Below are 16,081 nucleotides of genomic sequence, written 5' to 3'. Positions count from 1 at the left end.
GGGGGCGGGCCGGAATCAAGTCGCGGCGAGTTCGGCAAGCTCCTGCGCCGTGAAGCCCGCGCGCGCCCGCGCCTCCAGGTTGAAGGGCGGCCGCAGGCGCGGCGCTTCGTGGCGCCGGTACAGCACGCGGTAATGGGCGAGCGGGTCCAGCCCCTGCTGCGCGCACAGCCAGGCGTACCAGCGGTTGCCGATGGCCACATGGCCGATCTCGTCGCGCAGGATGATGTCGAGAAGGGCGATGGCGGCCTTGGCATCGGGCGTGTCCACGCGCGCGAGCTTGGCCTGGATCAGCGGCGTGGCGTCCAGCCCGCGCGCCTCCAGCGTGCGCGGCACCAGGGCCATGCGCGCGGTCACGTCGTCCCGGGTTTTCTCGCACATGTGCCACAGCCCGTCGTGGCCCGGAAAGTCGCCGTAGCGCCAGCCCAGGCTCTGCAGGTGGGCGTGGATCAGCGTGAAGTGCAGCGCCTCCTCGTCGGCCACGCGCAGCCAGTCGCGGTAGTAGTCGGCCGGCATGCCGTCGTAGCGCCACAGGGCGTCGAGCGCGAGGTTGATGGCGTTGAATTCGATGTGGCAGATCGAATGCACCAGCGCCGCGCGGCCTTCGTCGGTGAAGGGCGAGCGCGCCGGCACGGCGGTGGCGCTCACGCGCAGCGGGCGCTCGGGGCGGCCGGGCACACCCTGGTCGTCGCCGGGCTGGCGCACGGGCGCCGTCCATGGCGCATCCGCGGCTGCTTCGGCGCGCGCCCAGGCCGCCAGCGCCCGCGTGGCGGCCACTTTCTCGTCGGGATCGGTCAATCGGAGTGCGTGCAGCGCGCGCAGGCGGGGGTGCATCCCTACAATTCTATTTTTGGAGCAACGCAAAGCTGGAGACACGATGGCCCTGTATGAGCTGGATGGAGTGGCCCCGCAACTGGCGCCCGGCGCCTGGGTGGCGGAGAACGCGCAGGTGATCGGCAACGTGCAGATGGCGGAAAACAGCAGCGTCTGGTTCGGCGCCGTCGCGCGGGGCGACACCGAAACCATCCGCATCGGCCGCAACAGCAACGTGCAGGACCTGTCGGTGCTGCACGCGGACTTCGGCTCGCCGCTGACCATCGGCGACAACGTGACGGTGGGCCACCAGGTCATGCTGCACGGCTGCACCATCGGCGACAACTCGCTGATCGGCATCCAGGCGGTGGTCTTGAACAACGCGAAGATCGGCCGCAACTGCATCGTCGGTGCCGGCAGCGTGGTGACGGAGGGCAAGGAGTTCCCCGACAACTCGCTGATCATCGGCGCCCCCGCCAAGGTGGTGCGCACGCTGGACGAGGCCGCGGCTGCCAAGCTGCGCCAGAGCGCCGAACATTACGTGGACAACGCCCGCCGCTTCGCGGCGGGCCTCAAGAGGATCGACTGAGCCCGCGCGCGCCTCCTGCGCGCTCCGTGGGCCGGCCGGTTCGAGGAAAGAAGCCTTGAGCGAACTGCATACCTTTCTTTTCGATGGCCTGCCCGTGCGGGGCATGATCGTGCGCCTGGACGGTGCCTGGCAGGAGATCCTGGCCCGGCGGGCGGCCAACACGCAGACCGGCGCCTACCCGGCCCCCGTGGCCGAACTGCTGGGCGAAATGACGGCCGCCGCCGCGCTCATGCAGGCCAACATCAAGTTCAAGGGCGCGCTGATCCTGCAGGTCTTCGGCGACGGACCCGTGAAGCTGGCCGTGGCCGAGGCGCAGCCCGACTTCAGCGTGCGCTGCACGGCCAGCGTGCAGGGCCCGGTGGAGGCCGATGCGCACCTGCCGGAGCTGGTCAACGTGAACAACAAGGGCCGCTGCGCGATCACGCTGGACCCCAAGGAACGCCTGCCGGGCCAGCAGCCCTACCAGGGCGTGGTGCCGCTGTTCGGCGACCGGGGCGAGAAGCTGGGCAAGCTCAGCGACGTGCTGCAGCACTACATGCTGCAAAGCGAGCAGCTGGACACCACGCTGGTGCTGGCCGCGGACGACCAGGTGGCCGCGGGCCTGCTGATCCAGCGCCTGCCGCTGGCCGGCGAGGCCAACATCGCCGGCAGCTCGCAGCGGGCCGAGGAAGACCACATCGGCCGCAACGAGGACTACAACCGCATCGCCACGCTGGCCGCCAGCCTCACGCGCGAGGAGCTGCTGACGCTGGACGTGGAAACCATCCTGCGCCGCCTGTTCTGGGAAGAGAAGCTGCTGCGCTTCGAGCCCCGCACGGGCCTTCTGGCGCCGCGCTTTGCCTGCACCTGCAGCCGCGAGCGCGTGAGCGGCATGCTGCGCGGCCTGGGGGAAGCCGAGGCGCAGAGCATCCTGGAAGAGCGCGGCCAAATCGAGGTGGGCTGCGACTTCTGCGGCCAGCAGTACCGCTTCGACGCCGTGGACGCGGCCCAGATCTTCACCGCCCCGGGCGACCAGATGCCCGGCACCACGCTGATGCAGTGAGCCCGCGCGGAGCCGGCCGTCGGCGGGCTCCCGCGCCGCAGGCCGCGCTCAGCGCGGCGGCCGCACGCCGCTGCCTGAAAAGTTGCTGAACCGGATGTCGGGCGCGCTCGTGTTGTGGCGCGACGGCATGCTGCGGCCGAAGCGCACCTCGCGCACCTGCGCTTCGCGGAAGTCGGGCAGGGCGAGCGTTTCGGGCGCCGCGCCGCGCGGCGCGGCGGCGGGCCGCCAGCGCACTTCGCTCACGTCGGCGTTGTCGGGCGCCACGTGCATGGAGCGCAGCATGGCCACGGGCCGTCCGTCCTGGGGCAACTGACGCAGGCGCACGTCCAGGGCCGTGCGCCTGCGGCTGACCTCCACCACGCGCAGCAGGGCGCTGCCGCCGCGCACGAAGCGGATGTCGAAGCGCAGCGGGCGCGTGTCGATGCGGATGCGCTCGATCTCCACCCACGGACGGATGGCCTCTTCCACCGGGCCCAACAGCAGGGACGAGCCGTACGCGCCGTCGCCGAAGCGCGGCATCGGCAGCGGCTTGAGCCGCCAGTGGCCGTCGCTCGGGTACAGCACCAGCGCTTCCTTCCACTGGCCGTCGATGCGGCGGAACAACTGCACCAGGTGAAAGCCCCGGTCGCGCACGGCGCCGACCTGGACCGGCACCTCCTGCGCGCGCCAGAACACCGGCAGCACGAGGCCCACGATGCGCCAGTCGCGGTTCTCGTGCAGCACGCGGGTGCGCGGCTCGAAAGGGTGGCGCGGGTCGGTGGGATGGCCGCTGCCGTCGAAGTCGCAGCCCGAGAAGTCGGGGGCGGTGCGGTCTTGCACGATGCGGTCCAGGTAGGGCGGCTGCAGCGCTTCCACGCGCAGGCGCCGCAGGCCGGGCGCGCTCAGTGCCAGCGAGACGTTGTCCTCCTCGGCGCAGCGGGTGGGCGTGCTGAGGTTGCGCACGTGTACGGCCGTCTGCGCGGTCGCCGGCATCGCCAGCATCAGGCCCAGCGCCATGGCGCCACCGAAGCGCCGGACGGCGATGCGAGGCCCGGGCAGGGCGGTGCGAGTGGTGTTCAGGCGCATGGGGCGACGGGCGCGGCGGCATGGGCAGCATGGGCGGCAACGGCCGCCATCATGCCCGGGCGCGTTGGGCCAGCAGGTCGGAGAAGACCCGGTGTTCGCAGGCCGGGTCGGAGCAGGTGTCGCAGGGGCCGCGCCAGCGCAGCCGCCGCTGCACGCCGCCCTCCGGCCCGGCATCAAGCGGCCAGCCGAGCGTCAGGCACAGCGCCTGCCAGGCCTGCCGGGCCGAAGCCGCATCGCTGCCCACGATGCTGAAGCCGGCGCGCACCTGCACCAGCCACTGCCGCAAGCGCAGATCGGTGGCCAGCGCGGCGGCCTCGTCGGCAGAGGGGGCGCAGAGCAGCACGAGCGCGCTGCCTGCCAGTTCGGCCTGCGCGGCGGCCGGCAGTTCAGGCGCTGCGCCTTCGGGAAGGCCCTGGGCCATGGCATGCACGAGGCTGCTTTCGTGCAGCACGATCGGCGAGGCGGCGAGCGCCCGGGCCCGTTCGTGCGCACGCGCCGGGATCCAGCCGGCCTGCCAGGGCCGCGGCACTGCGAGGCAAGGCAGGTGCAGCGCATCCCGCTGCCGCCCGCGCAGCCGGGCCCGCAAGGATCGAACCAAGGCCTGGCGGTCGCCGGGCCGCGCGCCCAGCACGGTGACGAGCGCCACCGCGTCCGCTGTCATGCGGCCGGGAACTGCCGCGAAGCGCGCGTGCGCGCCCGGCGGCGCACGCGGCTCACTTGGCGATCTGCACCAGGACTTCGTTGGGCTTGACCATGCCCAGTTCCTGGCGCGCGCGTTCTTCCACCATCTCGATGCCTTCCTGCAGGTCCTTGACCTCGGAGGCCAGCCGCTCGTTGGTGAGCTGCGCCTTGGCATTGGCGTCCTGCTGGGCCTCGAGCTTGTGGCGCAACTGCGAGACCTCCGGCACGCTGCCGCGCCCGGTCCACAACTGCACCTGCAGGAACAGCAGCAGCAGGACCAGCACGAGGGGCACGACGAAGCGGGAGCGCATGGTGCGACTCGGTCACGCAGGAAGGAGAGGGGAGAACGTCGCTGCTTTAACGCAGGTTGTAGAAGGCGGAACGGCCGGGGTACACCGCCACGTCGCCCAGGTCTTCCTCGATGCGCAGCAGCTGGTTGTACTTGGCCATGCGGTCCGAGCGCGAGAGCGAGCCGGTCTTGATCTGGCCGGCGTTCAGGCCCACGGCGATGTCCGAGATCGTCGAGTCCTCGGTCTCGCCCGAGCGGTGCGAGATCACGGCCGTGTAGCCCGCGCGCTTGGCCATCTCGATGGCCGCGAAGGTCTCGGTCAGCGTGCCGATCTGGTTGATCTTGATGAGGATCGAGTTGGCGATGCCCTTGTCGATGCCTTCCTTCAGGATCTTCGTGTTGGTGACGAACAGGTCGTCGCCCACCAGCTGCACCTTCTTGCCCAGGCGCTCGGTCAGCAGTTTCCAGCCGTCCCAGTCGCCTTCGTGCATGCCGTCCTCGATCGAGATGATCGGGTATTTGTCGCACCAGGCGGCCAGCATGTCGGTCCATTGCTCGGCCGTCAGCGCAATGCCGCCTTCGCCTTCGAGCACGTACTTGCCGTCCTTGTAGAACTCGCTGGCGGCGCAGTCCAGGGCCAGGGCGATCTGCTCGCCGGCCACGAAGCCGGCCTTGTCGATGGCGTCCAGGATCAGCTGGATCGCCGCTTCATGGCTTTCCACGCTGGGCGCGAAACCGCCTTCGTCGCCCACGGCGGTGCTGATGCCCTTGTCGTGCAGGATCTTCTTGAGCGCGTGGAACACCTCGGCGCCGTAGCGCAGCGCTTCACGGAAGCTGGGCGCGCCCACGGGCACGATCATGAACTCCTGCAGGTCCAGGCTGTTGTTGGCATGCGCGCCACCGTTGATGACGTTCATCATCGGCACGGGCAGCTGCACGCCGCCCATGCCGCCGAAGTAGCGGTACAGCGGCAGGCCCGACTCTTCGGCCGCGGCGCGCGCCACGGCCATCGACACGGCCAGCATGGCGTTGGCGCCCAGGCGGCTCTTGTTGTCGGTGCCATCCAGGTCCAGCAGCGTGCGGTCCAGGAAGGCCTGTTCGCTGGCGTCCAGGCCCAGCACGGCTTCGGAGATCTCGGTGTTGATGTGCTCGACGGCCTTGAGCACGCCCTTGCCCAGGTAGCGGCCCTTGTCGCCGTCGCGCAGCTCGATGGCCTCGCGCGAGCCGGTGGATGCGCCCGAGGGCACGGCCGCGCGGCCCATGGTGCCGCTTTCCAGCAGCACGTCGCACTCGACGGTGGGGTTGCCGCGGCTGTCGAGGATTTCGCGGCCGACGATGTCAACGATGGCACTCATGCAATTGCTCTCCAAGAATAAAAATCAGACGCCTTCGACGACGATCATGCGCATGATGGCTGCGCCCTGGCGCGCCGCGCGCGCCTTGCCGTACTCGGGGGAGGCGTCGAAGGCCTTGGCCGCTTCGACGCTGGGGAACTTGAGGATCACGATGCGCTGGGGCGCCCAGTCGCCTTCCAGCACTTCCACCTTGCCGCCGCGCACGCAGACCTCGGCCCCGTGCGCCTGCATGGCGGCCGTGGACCACTTCTTGTACTCCTCGTACTGCGTGGGGTTCGTGACTTCGACGTTGGCGATGATGTAGGCGCTGCTCATGGTCTGGCGGAATGGAAGGGAAGGAGGGGCCGGGAGAGGCGGGCGTTCAGGCCTGGAAGCGGTCTTCGAGGAAGCCGTTCTTCTTGGTCACGCGGTCGAACTCGACCAGCATTTCCAGCAGGGCCTTCATGTGCCTGAGCGGCACGGCGTTGGGGCCGTCGGAGAGGGCCTTGTTCGGGTCGGGGTGCGTTTCCATGAACAGGCCCGCCACGCCCACGGCCACGGCCGCGCGCGAGAGCACGGGCACGAATTCGCGCTGGCCGCCCGAGCTGGTGCCCTGGCCACCTGGCAGCTGCACGGAATGGGTGGCGTCGAAGACCACGGGCGCCCCGGTCTCGCGCATGATGGCCAGGCCGCGCATGTCCGACACGAGATTGTTGTAGCCGAAGCTGGCACCGCGTTCGCAGGCCATGAAGCTGTCTTCGGGCAGGCCCGCTTCCTTCGCCGCCGCGCGTGCCTTGTCGATCACGTTCTTCATGTCGTGCGGCGCGAGGAACTGGCCCTTCTTGATGTTCACCGGCTTGCCCGACTGCGCCGCGGCGCGGATGAAGTCGGTCTGGCGGCACAGGAAGGCGGGCGTCTGCAGCACGTCGACCACCTTGGCGGCTTCGGTGATGTCCTCTTCGGTGTGCACGTCGGTGAGCACCGGCAGGCCCAGTTCGCGCTTGACCTTGGCCAGGATCTCCAGGCCCTTGTCGCGGCCCGGGCCACGGAAGCTGGTGCCCGAGGAGCGGTTGGCCTTGTCGAAGCTGCTCTTGAAGATGAAGGGGATACCCAGCGCGGCCGTGATCTCCTGGAGCTGGCCAGCGGTGTCGAGCTGCAGCTGTTCGGACTCGACCACGCAGGGGCCGGCGATGAGGAAGAAGGGCCGGTCCAAGCCGACCTCGAAGCCGCACAGTTTCATCGTGGCTCTGCTCGTGAGGGAAGAGGGAAAGCGGGCCGACGCGTTCAGCCGACCGCCTTGAGCGGCTGCTTGTCCGCGCCCTGGTGGTCCAGGGCCGCCTTCACGAAGGCGTTGAACAGCGGGTGCCCGTCCCAGGGGGTGGACTTGAATTCGGGGTGGAACTGCACACCCATGTACCAGGGATGCACGTCCTGCGGCAGCTCGACGATCTCGGTGAGCTGCTCGCGCTGCGTGAGCGCCGAGATCACCAGGCCGGCCTGGCGCAGCTGGTCCAGGTAATTGACGTTCGCTTCATAGCGGTGGCGGTGGCGCTCGGTCACCACGTCGCCGTAGATGCTGTGGGCCAGCGTGCCGGGCATCACGTCGGAGCTCTGCGCGCCCAGGCGCATGGTGCCGCCCAGGTCGGACTTCTCGTTGCGCGTCTTGATGCTGCCGTCGGCGTCCTTCCACTCGGTGATCAGGGCGATGACCGGGCAGCTGGTCTGCGAATCGAACTCCGTGCTGTTGGCGTTCTTCAGGCCGGCCACGTTGCGCGCGTACTCGATGGTCGCCACCTGCATGCCCAGGCAGATGCCCAGGTAGGGCAGCTTGTTCTCGCGGGCATAGCGCGCGGCCGTGATCTTGCCTTCCACACCGCGCTGGCCGAAGCCGCCGGGCACCAGGATGGCGTCGTACTTGCCCAGGCGTGCAACGTTGTCGGGCTGGATGGTTTCCGAATCCACGTACTCGATCTTCACGCGCGCATGGTTCTTCATGCCGGCGTGGCGCAGCGCCTCGTTGAGCGACTTGTAGCTGTCCGACAGGTCGACGTACTTGCCGACCATGGCGATGGTCACTTCCTTTTGCGGATGTTCGACCTCGTAGACCAGGTCGTCCCAGCGCTTGAGCTTGGACGGCGGCGTGTTCAGGCGCAGCTTGTCGCAGATGAGCCCGTCCAGGCCCTGCTCGTGCAGCATGCGCGGCACCTTGTAGATGGTGTCCACGTCCCACATGCTGATGACGCCCCATTCGGGCACGTTCGAGAACAGCGAGATCTTGGCGCGCTCTTCCTCGGGAATGCGGCGGTCGGCGCGGCACAGCAGCACGTCGGCCTGGATGCCGATCTCGCGCAGCTTCTGCGCCGTGTGCTGCGTGGGCTTGGTCTTGAGCTCGCCGGCCGCGGCGATGTAGGGCAGGTAGCTCAGGTGCACGAAGGCGCTGTTGTTCGGGCCGGCCTTCAGGCTCATCTGGCGCACGGCTTCCAGGAAGGGCAGCGACTCGATGTCGCCCACGGTGCCGCCGATCTCGACAATGGCCACCTGCACCTCGTGCGGGGTGCCGATGCCGGCGCCGCGCTTGACGTATTCCTGGATCTCGTTGGTGATGTGCGGGATCACCTGCACGGTCTTGCCCAGGTAGTCGCCGCGGCGTTCCTTCTCGAGCACCGACTTGTAGATCTGGCCCGTGGTGAAGTTGTTGGCCTTGCGCATGCGCGTCGTGATGAAGCGCTCGTAATGGCCGAGGTCGAGGTCGGTTTCCGCGCCGTCGTCGGTCACGAAGACTTCGCCGTGCTGGAAGGGCGACATCGTGCCGGGGTCGACGTTGATGTAGGGGTCGAGCTTGATGAGGGTGACCGAGAGGCCGCGGGATTCAAGCAGAGCGGCGAGCGAGGCGGAGGCGATTCCCTTGCCCAGGGAGGACACCACACCACCGGTGACGAAGACGAATTTGGTCATTGCCTAATGCGAACGCGCAGGTTCGGCAGTGGGAAATGCGGATTATAGGTGTCGCCTACATTCCCTTCTTGGGGGCGCACGCATGGCCTGCATGCGTGCGCTGCTACATTGCGCGCCATGCAAGATCTCGCAGGCAAGCACATCGTTCTGGGGCTCACGGGGGGCGTGGCCTGCTACAAATCGGCCGAACTGTGCCGGCTGCTGGTCAAGGCCGGCGCCACGGTGCAGGTGGTCATGACCGAGGCGGCGGCACAGTTCATCACGCCCGTGACGATGCAGGCCCTCTCGGGGCGGCCGGTTTTCACGTCGCAGTGGGACGCGCGCCAGCCCAACAACATGCCGCACATCGACCTCGGCCGCGAGGCCGACGTGATCGTGCTGGCGCCGGCCAGCGCCGACTTCATCGCGCGGCTGGCGCAGGGCCGCTCCGACGAGCTGCTGAGCCTGATGTGCCTGGCGCGGCCTGCGCAGCGCGTGGGCCTGCTCGTCGCGCCGGCCATGAACCGCGAAATGTGGGCCCACCCGGCCACGCAGCGCAACCTGCGCCAGATCGACGCCGACGGCGCGCGCGTGCTGGGCGTGGGGCAGGGCTGGCAGGCCTGCGGCGAGCATGGCGACGGCCGCATGCTCGAAGCCGCCGAACTGCTGGAGGAAATCGTGGCGCATTTCCAGCCCCAGGTGCTGGCGGGCCGCCACGTGGTGGTCACGGCCGGCCCCACCTTCGAGGCGCTGGACCCGATCCGCGGCATCACCAACCACTCCTCGGGCAAGATGGGTTTTGCCGTCGCCCGGGCCGCGCGCGAAGCCGGCGCCCAGGTCACGCTGATCGCCGGCCCCGTGCACCTGCCCACGCCGCGCGGCGTGCAGCGCGTGGACGTGACCTCGGCGCAGCAGATGCTGCAGGCCACGCAGGCGGCCACGGCGCAGGCCGCCGTCTTCGTGGCCACGGCCGCGGTGGCCGACTGGCGCCCCGCGACGCAGGCCGAGCACAAGATCAAGAAGGACGGCAGCGGCGTCACGCCGGTGCTGCATTTCGTCGAGAACCCCGACATCCTGGCCACCGTGGCGCAGGGCGAGCGCGCGCGCGGCGGCGCGCTCTTCTGCGTGGGCTTCGCGGCCGAAAGCGAGAACCTGGCCGAGCATGCGAAGGCCAAGCGCGCACGCAAGGGCATTCCGCTGCTGGTGGGCAACATCGGGCCGCTGACCTTCGGCCAGGACGACAACGCGCTGCTGCTGGTCGATGCCGACGGTGTTCGCGAGCTGCCGCGCGCGCCCAAGCTGCAGCTGGCGCGCGAACTGGTGGCCGAGATCGCGGCGCGCCTGCCGCGGGGCCGCTGAGCTTTTTCCCTTCCTCACTTGACGGCCTGCAGCGCAGCGGCGCAAAGCGGCAGGCCCAGGATGCTTCCATGATGATCGATGTGCGCGTGCTCGATGCACGCATGAAGGACGAACTCCCGCGCTATGCCACGCCCGGCAGCGCCGGCCTGGACCTGCGCGCCTGCCTGGACGCGCCGCTGACCCTGGCGCCGGGCGCCTGCGAGCTGGTCGGCACTGGCCTCGCCATTCACCTGGCCGACCCGGGCTACGCGGCGCTGATCCTGCCGCGCTCGGGCCTGGGCCACAAACACGGCATCGTGCTGGGCAACCTGGTCGGCCTGATCGACAGTGACTACCAGGGCGAGCTCAAGGTCAGTGCCTGGAACCGCAGCCAGAGCGCCTTCACGCTGCAGCCCATGGAGCGGCTGGCGCAGCTGGTCATCGTGCCGGTGGTGCAGGCGCAGTTCCAGGTCGTGGAGGATTTCGCCGCCGCCAGCGCGCGGGGCGCGGGCGGCTACGGCTCCACCGGTACGGCCTGATACGTTTGCGCGGGCCGGGCCGGGCGGGGGCGGGGAACCGGGCCGCGGTCCGGCGGCTCCAAGGCCCATACCGGCCACGGAGGCGGCGTCATCCACGCCCTGCGTGGCCGCGTTCGAGCAAAGGACATGCAGGGGCGCACCTTCCGGGCGCGCCCCTGCGCGACAAGGAGGCTTGCATGCCCGCACCCGTTTCTTCTTCGCGCGATGCGTCGCGCCTTCCACTTTCAGTGCGCGCGCGGCGCTGGCTGCGCCTGGGCGCGGTGCTGTCGGCCGTGGCCGCGCTGAGCGCCTGCGTGGTCACGCCGCCGCCGTACCACCAGAGCACCTATCCCTACCAGCCGCCGCCCCGCCATGCCTATCCGGCGCAGGTGGCGCCCTACGGCGCCCTCGAGTACGGCCACGTGGCGAACATCGACGTGCTGCGCAGCGAACGGCCGGGCTACGGCACCTCCGGTGGCGGTGCCGTCGCGGGTGGCGTGATCGGCGGCGTCGTGGGCAACCAGTTCGGCCAGGGCTCGGGCCGCGCCGCGGCCACGGCGCTCGGCCTGATCGGCGGCGCGCTGCTGGGCAACGCCATCGAATCGCAGCACAACGCGCCGCGCGCCTACGAGAGCTACCGCATCTCCATCCAGACCGACCGTGGCGAATGGCGGGTCTTCGACGTGCCGCACCCGGGCGACCTGCGCGTGGGGGACCGCGTGCGCATCGACAACGGCCAGATCTCGCGGTATTGAAGCCGCGCGGGAGTGTCGGCGCTCAGTGCAGCGAATCGCCGCCGGGCGCCATGGGCTCGAAGCGGAAGAAGCCGGTGCCGGTGGTGCCGCGGCCGATCTCTTCCTCGGTGGCTTCGCGCACCGAGCGCACCGTGATGTCGATGCGCAGCGCGATGCCGGCCAGCGGGTGGTTGCCGTCCAGCACCAGATGGTCGGGGTAGATCTCGGCCACGGTGTAGATCGCGTCCTTGGGAATGTCCGGGCTGACGCCGGCGGGCAGGGCGGCGCCTTCGAAGGTCATGCCTTCGGCCACCTCCTTGGGGAAGAGGGCGCGCGGCTCCAGGAAGAGCAGCTGGTCGTCGAAATCGCCGAACGCCTGTTCGGGCTCCAGGTGCAACTGCACGCGCGCACCGACGCCGTGGCCCTGCAGGGCGTCTTCGATGGCCTGCAGCAGGTCGTTGCCGCCGACCAGGAATTCCACCGGATCGTCGAGCACGTCCAGCTCGTCGCCCAGGGTGTCTTTCAGGGTCCAGGTCAGGCCGACCACGCATTGGGGAGTGATGTCCATGGGGGAGAATTCTCCCATGGACCTTCATTCACCGATGCCGCTGCTGGGCGGCCTGAGCCCGGCGCAATTCATGCGCCGCCATTGGCAGAAGAAGCCGCTGCTGGTGCGGCAGGCCCTGCCCGGGTTCACGGCGCCCGTGCCGCGCAGCACCCTTTTCGAGCTGGCCGCGCGCGAGGACGTGGAAAGCCGCCTGATCGCGCACGACGCCAAGAAAGGCTGGAGCCTGCGCCAGGGCCCGGTGCCGCGGCGCGCGCTGCCGCCGCTCACGCGCCGCGAATGGACGCTGCTGGTGCAGGGCGTGGACCTGCACGACGAGGCCGCCCACGGGCTCATGCAGGCCTTCCGCTTCCTGCCCGATGCGCGGCTGGACGACCTGATGATCAGCTATGCCAGCGATGGCGGCGGCGTGGGCCCGCATTTCGACAGCTACGACGTGTTCCTCTTGCAGGCCAGCGGCCGGCGCGAATGGCGCATCGGCCGGCAGAAGGACCTGACGCTGCGCGAAGGCCTGCCGCTGAAGGTGCTGGCGCATTTCGAGCCCGAGCAGACCTGGGTGCTGGAGCCCGGCGACATGCTGTACCTGCCGCCGCGCTATGCCCATGACGGCATCGCCGTGGGCGGCGACTGCATGACCTATTCCATCGGCCTGCGTTCGCCGGCCGCGCACGAGCTGGCCGTGGACCTGCTGACGCGCATCGCCGAGGCGGGCGACGAGGAAGACGACGCGCCGCAGACCGCCGGCATGAGCGGCCGCCGCTATGGCGACGCGGGCCAGGCGCCGGTCGCGGCGCCGGCCCGCATTCCCGAAACACTGCAGGCTTTCGCGCGCGGGGCGGTGCGCGCCGCGCTGGCGCAGGACGGCACCATCGACTGCGCGCTTGGCGAGTCGCTGACCGAGCCCAAGGTGCATGTCTGGTTCGACGACGGTGAAGCGCCGCAACCGGGCCAAGGGCTGCGCCTGGACCGCCGCACGCGCATGCTCTACGACGCCCGCCATGTGTTCATCAACGGCGAGAGCTACCGCGCCGCCGGCCGCGACGCCACGCTCATGCGGCGGCTGGCCGACCAGCGCGCGCTCAGCGCCGCCGAGTTCGCGCGCGCGAGCGCCGATGCCCGGGCGCTGGTGGCCGAATGGTGCGAGGCGGGCTGGGTCCATGCCGGCTGATCGCACGCTCACGCCCGCGGCCGGAGCGCCCTGGGCCTGGCCCCAAGGCCGGATCGATGGCCCGAGCGAATTTGCGGCCCGCGTGCGCGAAGTGCTGGCGGCCGCGGCCGGGCAGGGCTGGCGGGAAATGGTCTTCAGCGACCCCGACTTCGCCGACTGGCCGCTGGGCGAGCGCGCCGTGGCCGAATCCTTGCAGGCCTGGGCCGCGAGCGGGCGCAGTTTGCGGCTGGTGGCCGCGCATTTCGACGTCTTCCAGCGCTCGCATGCGCGCTTCGTGCACTGGCGGCGGCTGTGGGACCCGCTCATCCATTGCCGGGCCTGCAGCGGCGCCGGCGCGCCCGAGGTGCCCAGTGCGCTGTGGACGCCGCAAGGCATCGTCCACCGCATCGACGCGCTGCGCAGCCGTGGCGTGAGCAGCGCCGAACCGGCCGCGCGCGTTGCATTGCGACATGCGCTTGACGAATGTTTTCAACAAGGCCGGCCGGCCTTCGCGGCGTCGGTGCTGGGCCTGTAGGCGAAGGCCGCGAAAGGCTGCTGCATGGGTGGACCGCAGCGCCCCCCGCGGCCAAGATGAAGCGCATATTCTTTGCGTTTTCATCAAGGAGTCTCGACATGCGCAGCACCACTTCCGCTCTCTGCATCGCCCTGCTGGGCGCATCCGCCCTCGTGGCCTGCGGTGAGCGCAGCGATGCACCGGTCTCGCCCACGCCCACCCCATCGCCGAGCTCTCCCGCGGCCGTGCCCACGCCGGATCCGGCGCCCGCATCGCCGGCACCAGGCATGACGCCGGCGCCGGGCGCCACCACCGCGCCGGGCACCGACGCCCAGAGCGGCACGCCGCAATCGGGGGCGGCCACGCCCGCGCCCACCCCAGGCGATGGCGAAGGCGCGACCGCGGCCACGCCGCCCGCCGAAGAGAAGAAGCCCTGATCGGGGGGCACGGGGCGCGCCCCACAACCGGCGCCTGGGGGCGGCCTCGGCGCCCGCCAGGGGGCCGGACGGTGCATCCTCAGACCTGCAGCCAGTCGCTGCCCTCGACCGCATCGGCCGTCAGCATGTCGGCCTCCTGCGCGCCCAGGCCCAGCGCCAGCGCGGCGCGCGCCAGTTCCGGCCGGTTGTTCTGCTGGCTCAGGTGGGCCGCCAGCACATGGCGTAGGCCGGCGTGGTGGATGGCCCGAGCGATCTCTGCGGCCGCGCCGTTGGACAGGTGGCCGTGCCGCCCGCTGACGCGGTGCTTGAGAAAGGGCGGGTAGCGCGACGCGGCCAGCAGCGCCGGGTCGTGGTTGCATTCGAGCAGGAGGGCGTGCAGACCCCTCAGGTGGTCCATCACGTGCGCGCTCGCATGGCCCAGGTCCGTCAGCACGCCCAGTTGCCGGTCGCCGTCGGTGCAGCGCAGTTGCAGCGGCTCGCGGGCGTCGTGCGGCACCGTGAAGGGCAGCAGCTGCATCGCGCCCACATCGATCGTCTGGCCGTCGCGTGCGAAATGGAGCCTGCCGGCGTAGTCGGGCGCGCCCGTGGCCAGCCAGGTGCCTTCGCTCATCCACACGGCCGTGCCGTCGCGCTGCGACAGGGCATGGGCGCAGCCGATGTGGTCGCCATGCTCGTGCGTGATGAAGACGGCGTCCAGGTCGGCGGCGCACAGGTCCAGCCGGGCCAGGCGCTGGTCCAGCTTGCGCAGGTTGAAGCCGCAATCGACCAGCAGGCGCGTGGTGCGGGTGCCGTCGCGGGCTTCGACCAGCGTGCCGTTGCCGGTGCTGCCACTGCCCAGGCTGCGAAAGCGCAACATGAAAAGAGGATCGGAAGAGGGCTTGAAACGAAGATGCCGGCACGCGGGCCGGCATCCGGGAGGGCTGGGCGGCCCGCGGCCGGCCGGCGCCTCAGCGCAGATCGTCGGCGATCACCTGCACGATGCGCTGGGCCGTGGCGGCCGGCACCGGGGCACCGGTGTCGCTGAGCACGGAGACCGTGGTGTTCTCGCCCTGGCTGCGCACCTGCACGCGGTACTTCTGCGGGCTGGCGTCTTCCTTCTTCGAGCCGCCGAAGAGGCGGCCGAAGACGCCGGGCTTGCCCGTTTCGCGGTCCGGGTTGGGCGCCACGTAGCGCACGTAGTACAGCCCCGCGCTGCGGTCGCGGTCTTCCACGGTGAAGCCGGTGCGGTCCAGCGCCAGGCCGACGCGGCGCCAGGCGCGGTCGAAGCCTTCGTTGATCTGCACCACCGGCTGGCCACCGACCTGGGCGACGGAGGAGGTGCGCTGCGGCGCGGCGGCCGCGGTGGCGGCGGCCTGCTTGGCCTGCTCCTGCGACACGCCGAGCTTGACCATCAGGCGACGCAGGAACTCGGTCTCCAGTTCTGGGTCGACCGGGCGCGGCTGCCAGGTCGTGTTGTCCTGGCGCTGGCTGGTGTAGACCTCGATCATGCCGCGGTGGCTGATGTAGATCTCGGTGCTGTTGCCGTTGGCCGAGCGCTCCAGGCGCGTGCGGAAGCGGTCCAGCTCGCCCGTGGAGTAGACGGAATCGATGAGCTTGCCCAGCGTGTTGCGGATGATGTCCTGCGGCAGCTTGGCGCGGTTCTCGGCCCAGTCGGTTTCCATGATGCCGAGGTTGCGCTGCTCGGAGGTGAGCAGGAAGCCGTTCTCGAGCCAGAAGTCGCGCACGGCGTCCCACACCTGGTCCGGCGGGCGGTTGACCACCACCCAGCGTTCGTTGCCCGCGCGCTCCATGCGCACGTCGCCCAGCTGGGAGACGGCGGTGGGCAGGCTGGGCGCGTTGGCGCGGCCGGCTTCATAGGCGTTGGCCGACACGGCGCCGCCCGGGATCGCGTAGCGGTTCTCGCGCGAGAGCTGCGTCAGGTCCGGCGGCACCTCCAGCGTGGGGGCTTTGCCGGCGCTCTTGTAGTCGATCTTGTCGGTCTCGAGCACCGAGCAGCCGGCCAGGCCGGTGACCAGCGCCAGGGCCGCGATGCGCACACAGGTGGGATTCAAGCGAGTCATCCTTGGATGTTGGGAGGAGGGCCG

Annotated in this window: 19 protein-coding genes; 8 read left to right on the top strand and 11 right to left on the bottom strand. The window is 70.2% G+C overall.

The genetic code is table 11. The annotated features are described in order from the left end of the window. Window positions 1–15 precede the first annotated feature (15 nt). The gene (locus LG388_RS23230; RefSeq protein WP_225784925.1) at window positions 16–831 is read right to left on the bottom strand and encodes a ferritin-like domain-containing protein; all 816 of its coding nucleotides are present in this window, start codon (window positions 829–831) and stop codon (window positions 16–18) included. A 43-nt stretch (window positions 832–874) separates the two neighbouring features. Here LG388_RS23230 and LG388_RS23225 point away from each other — a divergent pair, with 43 nt between their 5' ends. Next, a complete protein-coding gene (locus LG388_RS23225; RefSeq protein ID WP_225784924.1) occupies window positions 875–1,399 on the top strand; it encodes a gamma carbonic anhydrase family protein in 525 nt (174 codons plus the stop codon). A 55-nt stretch (window positions 1,400–1,454) separates the two neighbouring features. Then, window positions 1,455–2,441: an Hsp33 family molecular chaperone HslO gene (locus LG388_RS23220; RefSeq protein ID WP_225784923.1), complete on the top strand. Its 987-nt coding sequence runs from the start codon at window positions 1,455–1,457 to the stop codon at window positions 2,439–2,441. A gap of 48 nt (window positions 2,442–2,489) precedes the next feature. Here the strand turns inward: LG388_RS23220 and LG388_RS23215 are convergent, their stop codons facing one another. From LG388_RS23215 to LG388_RS23185, 7 genes are read right to left on the bottom strand one after another with little or no spacing between them, the layout of a single operon-like run. Further along, window positions 2,490–3,506 (bottom strand): hypothetical protein, encoded by a 1,017-nt coding sequence (locus LG388_RS23215; RefSeq protein WP_225784922.1) that lies wholly within the window; start codon window positions 3,504–3,506, stop codon window positions 2,490–2,492. Window positions 3,507–3,555: 49 nt separating this feature from the next. Beyond that, window positions 3,556–4,167, bottom strand: a complete 612-nt coding sequence (locus tag LG388_RS23210; protein ID WP_225784921.1) for a hypothetical protein — start codon at window positions 4,165–4,167, stop codon at window positions 3,556–3,558. 52 nt (window positions 4,168–4,219) lie between these two features. After that, a complete protein-coding gene (locus LG388_RS23205; protein WP_225784920.1) occupies window positions 4,220–4,498 on the bottom strand; it encodes a septum formation initiator family protein in 279 nt (92 codons plus the stop codon). 46 nt (window positions 4,499–4,544) lie between these two features. Beyond that, window positions 4,545–5,831 (bottom strand): phosphopyruvate hydratase, encoded by a 1,287-nt coding sequence (gene eno / locus LG388_RS23200; RefSeq protein WP_225784919.1) that lies wholly within the window; start codon window positions 5,829–5,831, stop codon window positions 4,545–4,547. A gap of 24 nt (window positions 5,832–5,855) precedes the next feature. Continuing rightward, window positions 5,856–6,146 carry a DUF1330 domain-containing protein gene (locus LG388_RS23195; RefSeq protein ID WP_225784918.1) on the bottom strand — a complete coding sequence of 97 codons (291 nt, stop codon included), beginning with the start codon at window positions 6,144–6,146 and terminating at the stop codon, window positions 5,856–5,858. Between the two features lie 46 nt (window positions 6,147–6,192). After that, window positions 6,193–7,050, bottom strand: a complete 858-nt coding sequence (kdsA, locus tag LG388_RS23190) for a 3-deoxy-8-phosphooctulonate synthase (RefSeq protein ID WP_225784917.1) — start codon at window positions 7,048–7,050, stop codon at window positions 6,193–6,195. Between the two features lie 44 nt (window positions 7,051–7,094). Continuing rightward, window positions 7,095–8,765: a CTP synthase gene (locus LG388_RS23185; protein WP_225784916.1), complete on the bottom strand. Its 1,671-nt coding sequence runs from the start codon at window positions 8,763–8,765 to the stop codon at window positions 7,095–7,097. Window positions 8,766–8,882: 117 nt separating this feature from the next. Between LG388_RS23185 and coaBC the strand changes: the two genes are divergently transcribed. The 3 genes from coaBC to LG388_RS23170 all read left to right on the top strand — a co-directional run bounded on the left by coaBC (window position 8,883) and on the right by LG388_RS23170 (window position 11,355). Beyond that, window positions 8,883–10,103, top strand: a complete 1,221-nt coding sequence (gene coaBC / locus LG388_RS23180; protein WP_225784915.1) for a bifunctional phosphopantothenoylcysteine decarboxylase/phosphopantothenate--cysteine ligase CoaBC — start codon at window positions 8,883–8,885, stop codon at window positions 10,101–10,103. A gap of 68 nt (window positions 10,104–10,171) precedes the next feature. Further along, on the top strand, window positions 10,172–10,621 hold the full coding sequence (gene dut / locus LG388_RS23175) for a dUTP diphosphatase (RefSeq protein WP_225784914.1): 450 nt from the start codon (window positions 10,172–10,174) through the stop codon (window positions 10,619–10,621). 176 nt (window positions 10,622–10,797) lie between these two features. Next, window positions 10,798–11,355, top strand: a complete 558-nt coding sequence (locus LG388_RS23170; protein WP_225784913.1) for a glycine zipper 2TM domain-containing protein — start codon at window positions 10,798–10,800, stop codon at window positions 11,353–11,355. Window positions 11,356–11,377: 22 nt separating this feature from the next. Here the strand turns inward: LG388_RS23170 and LG388_RS23165 are convergent, their stop codons facing one another. After that, entirely contained in the window at window positions 11,378–11,902 is a 525-nt protein-coding gene (locus LG388_RS23165) for a peptidylprolyl isomerase (RefSeq protein WP_225784912.1), read from the bottom strand. Between the two features lie 16 nt (window positions 11,903–11,918). Between LG388_RS23165 and LG388_RS23160 the strand changes: the two genes are divergently transcribed. The 3 genes from LG388_RS23160 to LG388_RS23150 all read left to right on the top strand — a co-directional run bounded on the left by LG388_RS23160 (window position 11,919) and on the right by LG388_RS23150 (window position 13,997). Then, on the top strand, window positions 11,919–13,067 hold the full coding sequence (locus tag LG388_RS23160; RefSeq protein WP_225784911.1) for a JmjC domain-containing protein: 1,149 nt from the start codon (window positions 11,919–11,921) through the stop codon (window positions 13,065–13,067). Further along, window positions 13,057–13,581 carry a hypothetical protein gene (locus LG388_RS23155; protein WP_225784910.1) on the top strand — a complete coding sequence of 175 codons (525 nt, stop codon included), beginning with the start codon at window positions 13,057–13,059 and terminating at the stop codon, window positions 13,579–13,581. Before LG388_RS23160 ends, LG388_RS23155 begins: the two co-directional genes overlap by 11 nt. Before the next feature lie 98 nt (window positions 13,582–13,679). Then, complete coding sequence (locus tag LG388_RS23150) at window positions 13,680–13,997, top strand: hypothetical protein (protein ID WP_225784909.1); 318 nt, start codon at window positions 13,680–13,682, stop codon at window positions 13,995–13,997. A gap of 79 nt (window positions 13,998–14,076) precedes the next feature. Here the strand turns inward: LG388_RS23150 and LG388_RS23145 are convergent, their stop codons facing one another. Further along, on the bottom strand, window positions 14,077–14,853 hold the full coding sequence (locus tag LG388_RS23145) for an MBL fold metallo-hydrolase (RefSeq protein WP_225784908.1): 777 nt from the start codon (window positions 14,851–14,853) through the stop codon (window positions 14,077–14,079). Window positions 14,854–14,944: 91 nt separating this feature from the next. Then, window positions 14,945–16,057, bottom strand: a complete 1,113-nt coding sequence (gene bamC / locus LG388_RS23140; RefSeq protein ID WP_370630227.1) for an outer membrane protein assembly factor BamC — start codon at window positions 16,055–16,057, stop codon at window positions 14,945–14,947. Window positions 16,058–16,081 lie beyond the last annotated feature (24 nt).

This window comes from Xenophilus sp. Marseille-Q4582 (genome assembly GCF_916700565.1).
Taxonomy (GTDB): Bacteria; Pseudomonadota; Gammaproteobacteria; order Burkholderiales; family Burkholderiaceae_C; genus Xenophilus.
Note: the sequence above shows the minus strand (reverse complement) of the source record. Positions and strands in the feature narration are given on the sequence as shown.

What these genes read in the sequence shown, in the direction of transcription:
- LG388_RS23160 (WP_225784911.1), top strand. Translation starts at nt 11,919, where the DNA reads ATGGACCTTCATTCACCGATGCCGCTGCTGGGCGGCCTGAGCCCGGCG.
- bamC (WP_370630227.1), bottom strand. Translation starts at nt 16,057, where the DNA reads ATGACTCGCTTGAATCCCACCTGTGTGCGCATCGCGGCCCTGGCGCTG.
- LG388_RS23145 (WP_225784908.1), bottom strand. Translation starts at nt 14,853, where the DNA reads ATGTTGCGCTTTCGCAGCCTGGGCAGTGGCAGCACCGGCAACGGCACG.
- eno (WP_225784919.1), bottom strand. Translation starts at nt 5,831, where the DNA reads ATGAGTGCCATCGTTGACATCGTCGGCCGCGAAATCCTCGACAGCCGC.
- LG388_RS23170 (WP_225784913.1), top strand. Translation starts at nt 10,798, where the DNA reads ATGCCCGCACCCGTTTCTTCTTCGCGCGATGCGTCGCGCCTTCCACTT.
- LG388_RS23230 (WP_225784925.1), bottom strand. Translation starts at nt 831, where the DNA reads ATGCACCCCCGCCTGCGCGCGCTGCACGCACTCCGATTGACCGATCCC.
- LG388_RS23195 (WP_225784918.1), bottom strand. Translation starts at nt 6,146, where the DNA reads ATGAGCAGCGCCTACATCATCGCCAACGTCGAAGTCACGAACCCCACG.
- kdsA (WP_225784917.1), bottom strand. Translation starts at nt 7,050, where the DNA reads ATGAAACTGTGCGGCTTCGAGGTCGGCTTGGACCGGCCCTTCTTCCTC.
- LG388_RS23225 (WP_225784924.1), top strand. Translation starts at nt 875, where the DNA reads ATGGCCCTGTATGAGCTGGATGGAGTGGCCCCGCAACTGGCGCCCGGC.
- LG388_RS23165 (WP_225784912.1), bottom strand. Translation starts at nt 11,902, where the DNA reads ATGGACATCACTCCCCAATGCGTGGTCGGCCTGACCTGGACCCTGAAA.
- LG388_RS23210 (WP_225784921.1), bottom strand. Translation starts at nt 4,167, where the DNA reads ATGACAGCGGACGCGGTGGCGCTCGTCACCGTGCTGGGCGCGCGGCCC.
- LG388_RS23185 (WP_225784916.1), bottom strand. Translation starts at nt 8,765, where the DNA reads ATGACCAAATTCGTCTTCGTCACCGGTGGTGTGGTGTCCTCCCTGGGC.
- LG388_RS23205 (WP_225784920.1), bottom strand. Translation starts at nt 4,498, where the DNA reads ATGCGCTCCCGCTTCGTCGTGCCCCTCGTGCTGGTCCTGCTGCTGCTG.
- coaBC (WP_225784915.1), top strand. Translation starts at nt 8,883, where the DNA reads ATGCAAGATCTCGCAGGCAAGCACATCGTTCTGGGGCTCACGGGGGGC.
- LG388_RS23150 (WP_225784909.1), top strand. Translation starts at nt 13,680, where the DNA reads ATGCGCAGCACCACTTCCGCTCTCTGCATCGCCCTGCTGGGCGCATCC.
- dut (WP_225784914.1), top strand. Translation starts at nt 10,172, where the DNA reads ATGATGATCGATGTGCGCGTGCTCGATGCACGCATGAAGGACGAACTC.
- LG388_RS23155 (WP_225784910.1), top strand. Translation starts at nt 13,057, where the DNA reads ATGCCGGCTGATCGCACGCTCACGCCCGCGGCCGGAGCGCCCTGGGCC.
- LG388_RS23215 (WP_225784922.1), bottom strand. Translation starts at nt 3,506, where the DNA reads ATGCGCCTGAACACCACTCGCACCGCCCTGCCCGGGCCTCGCATCGCC.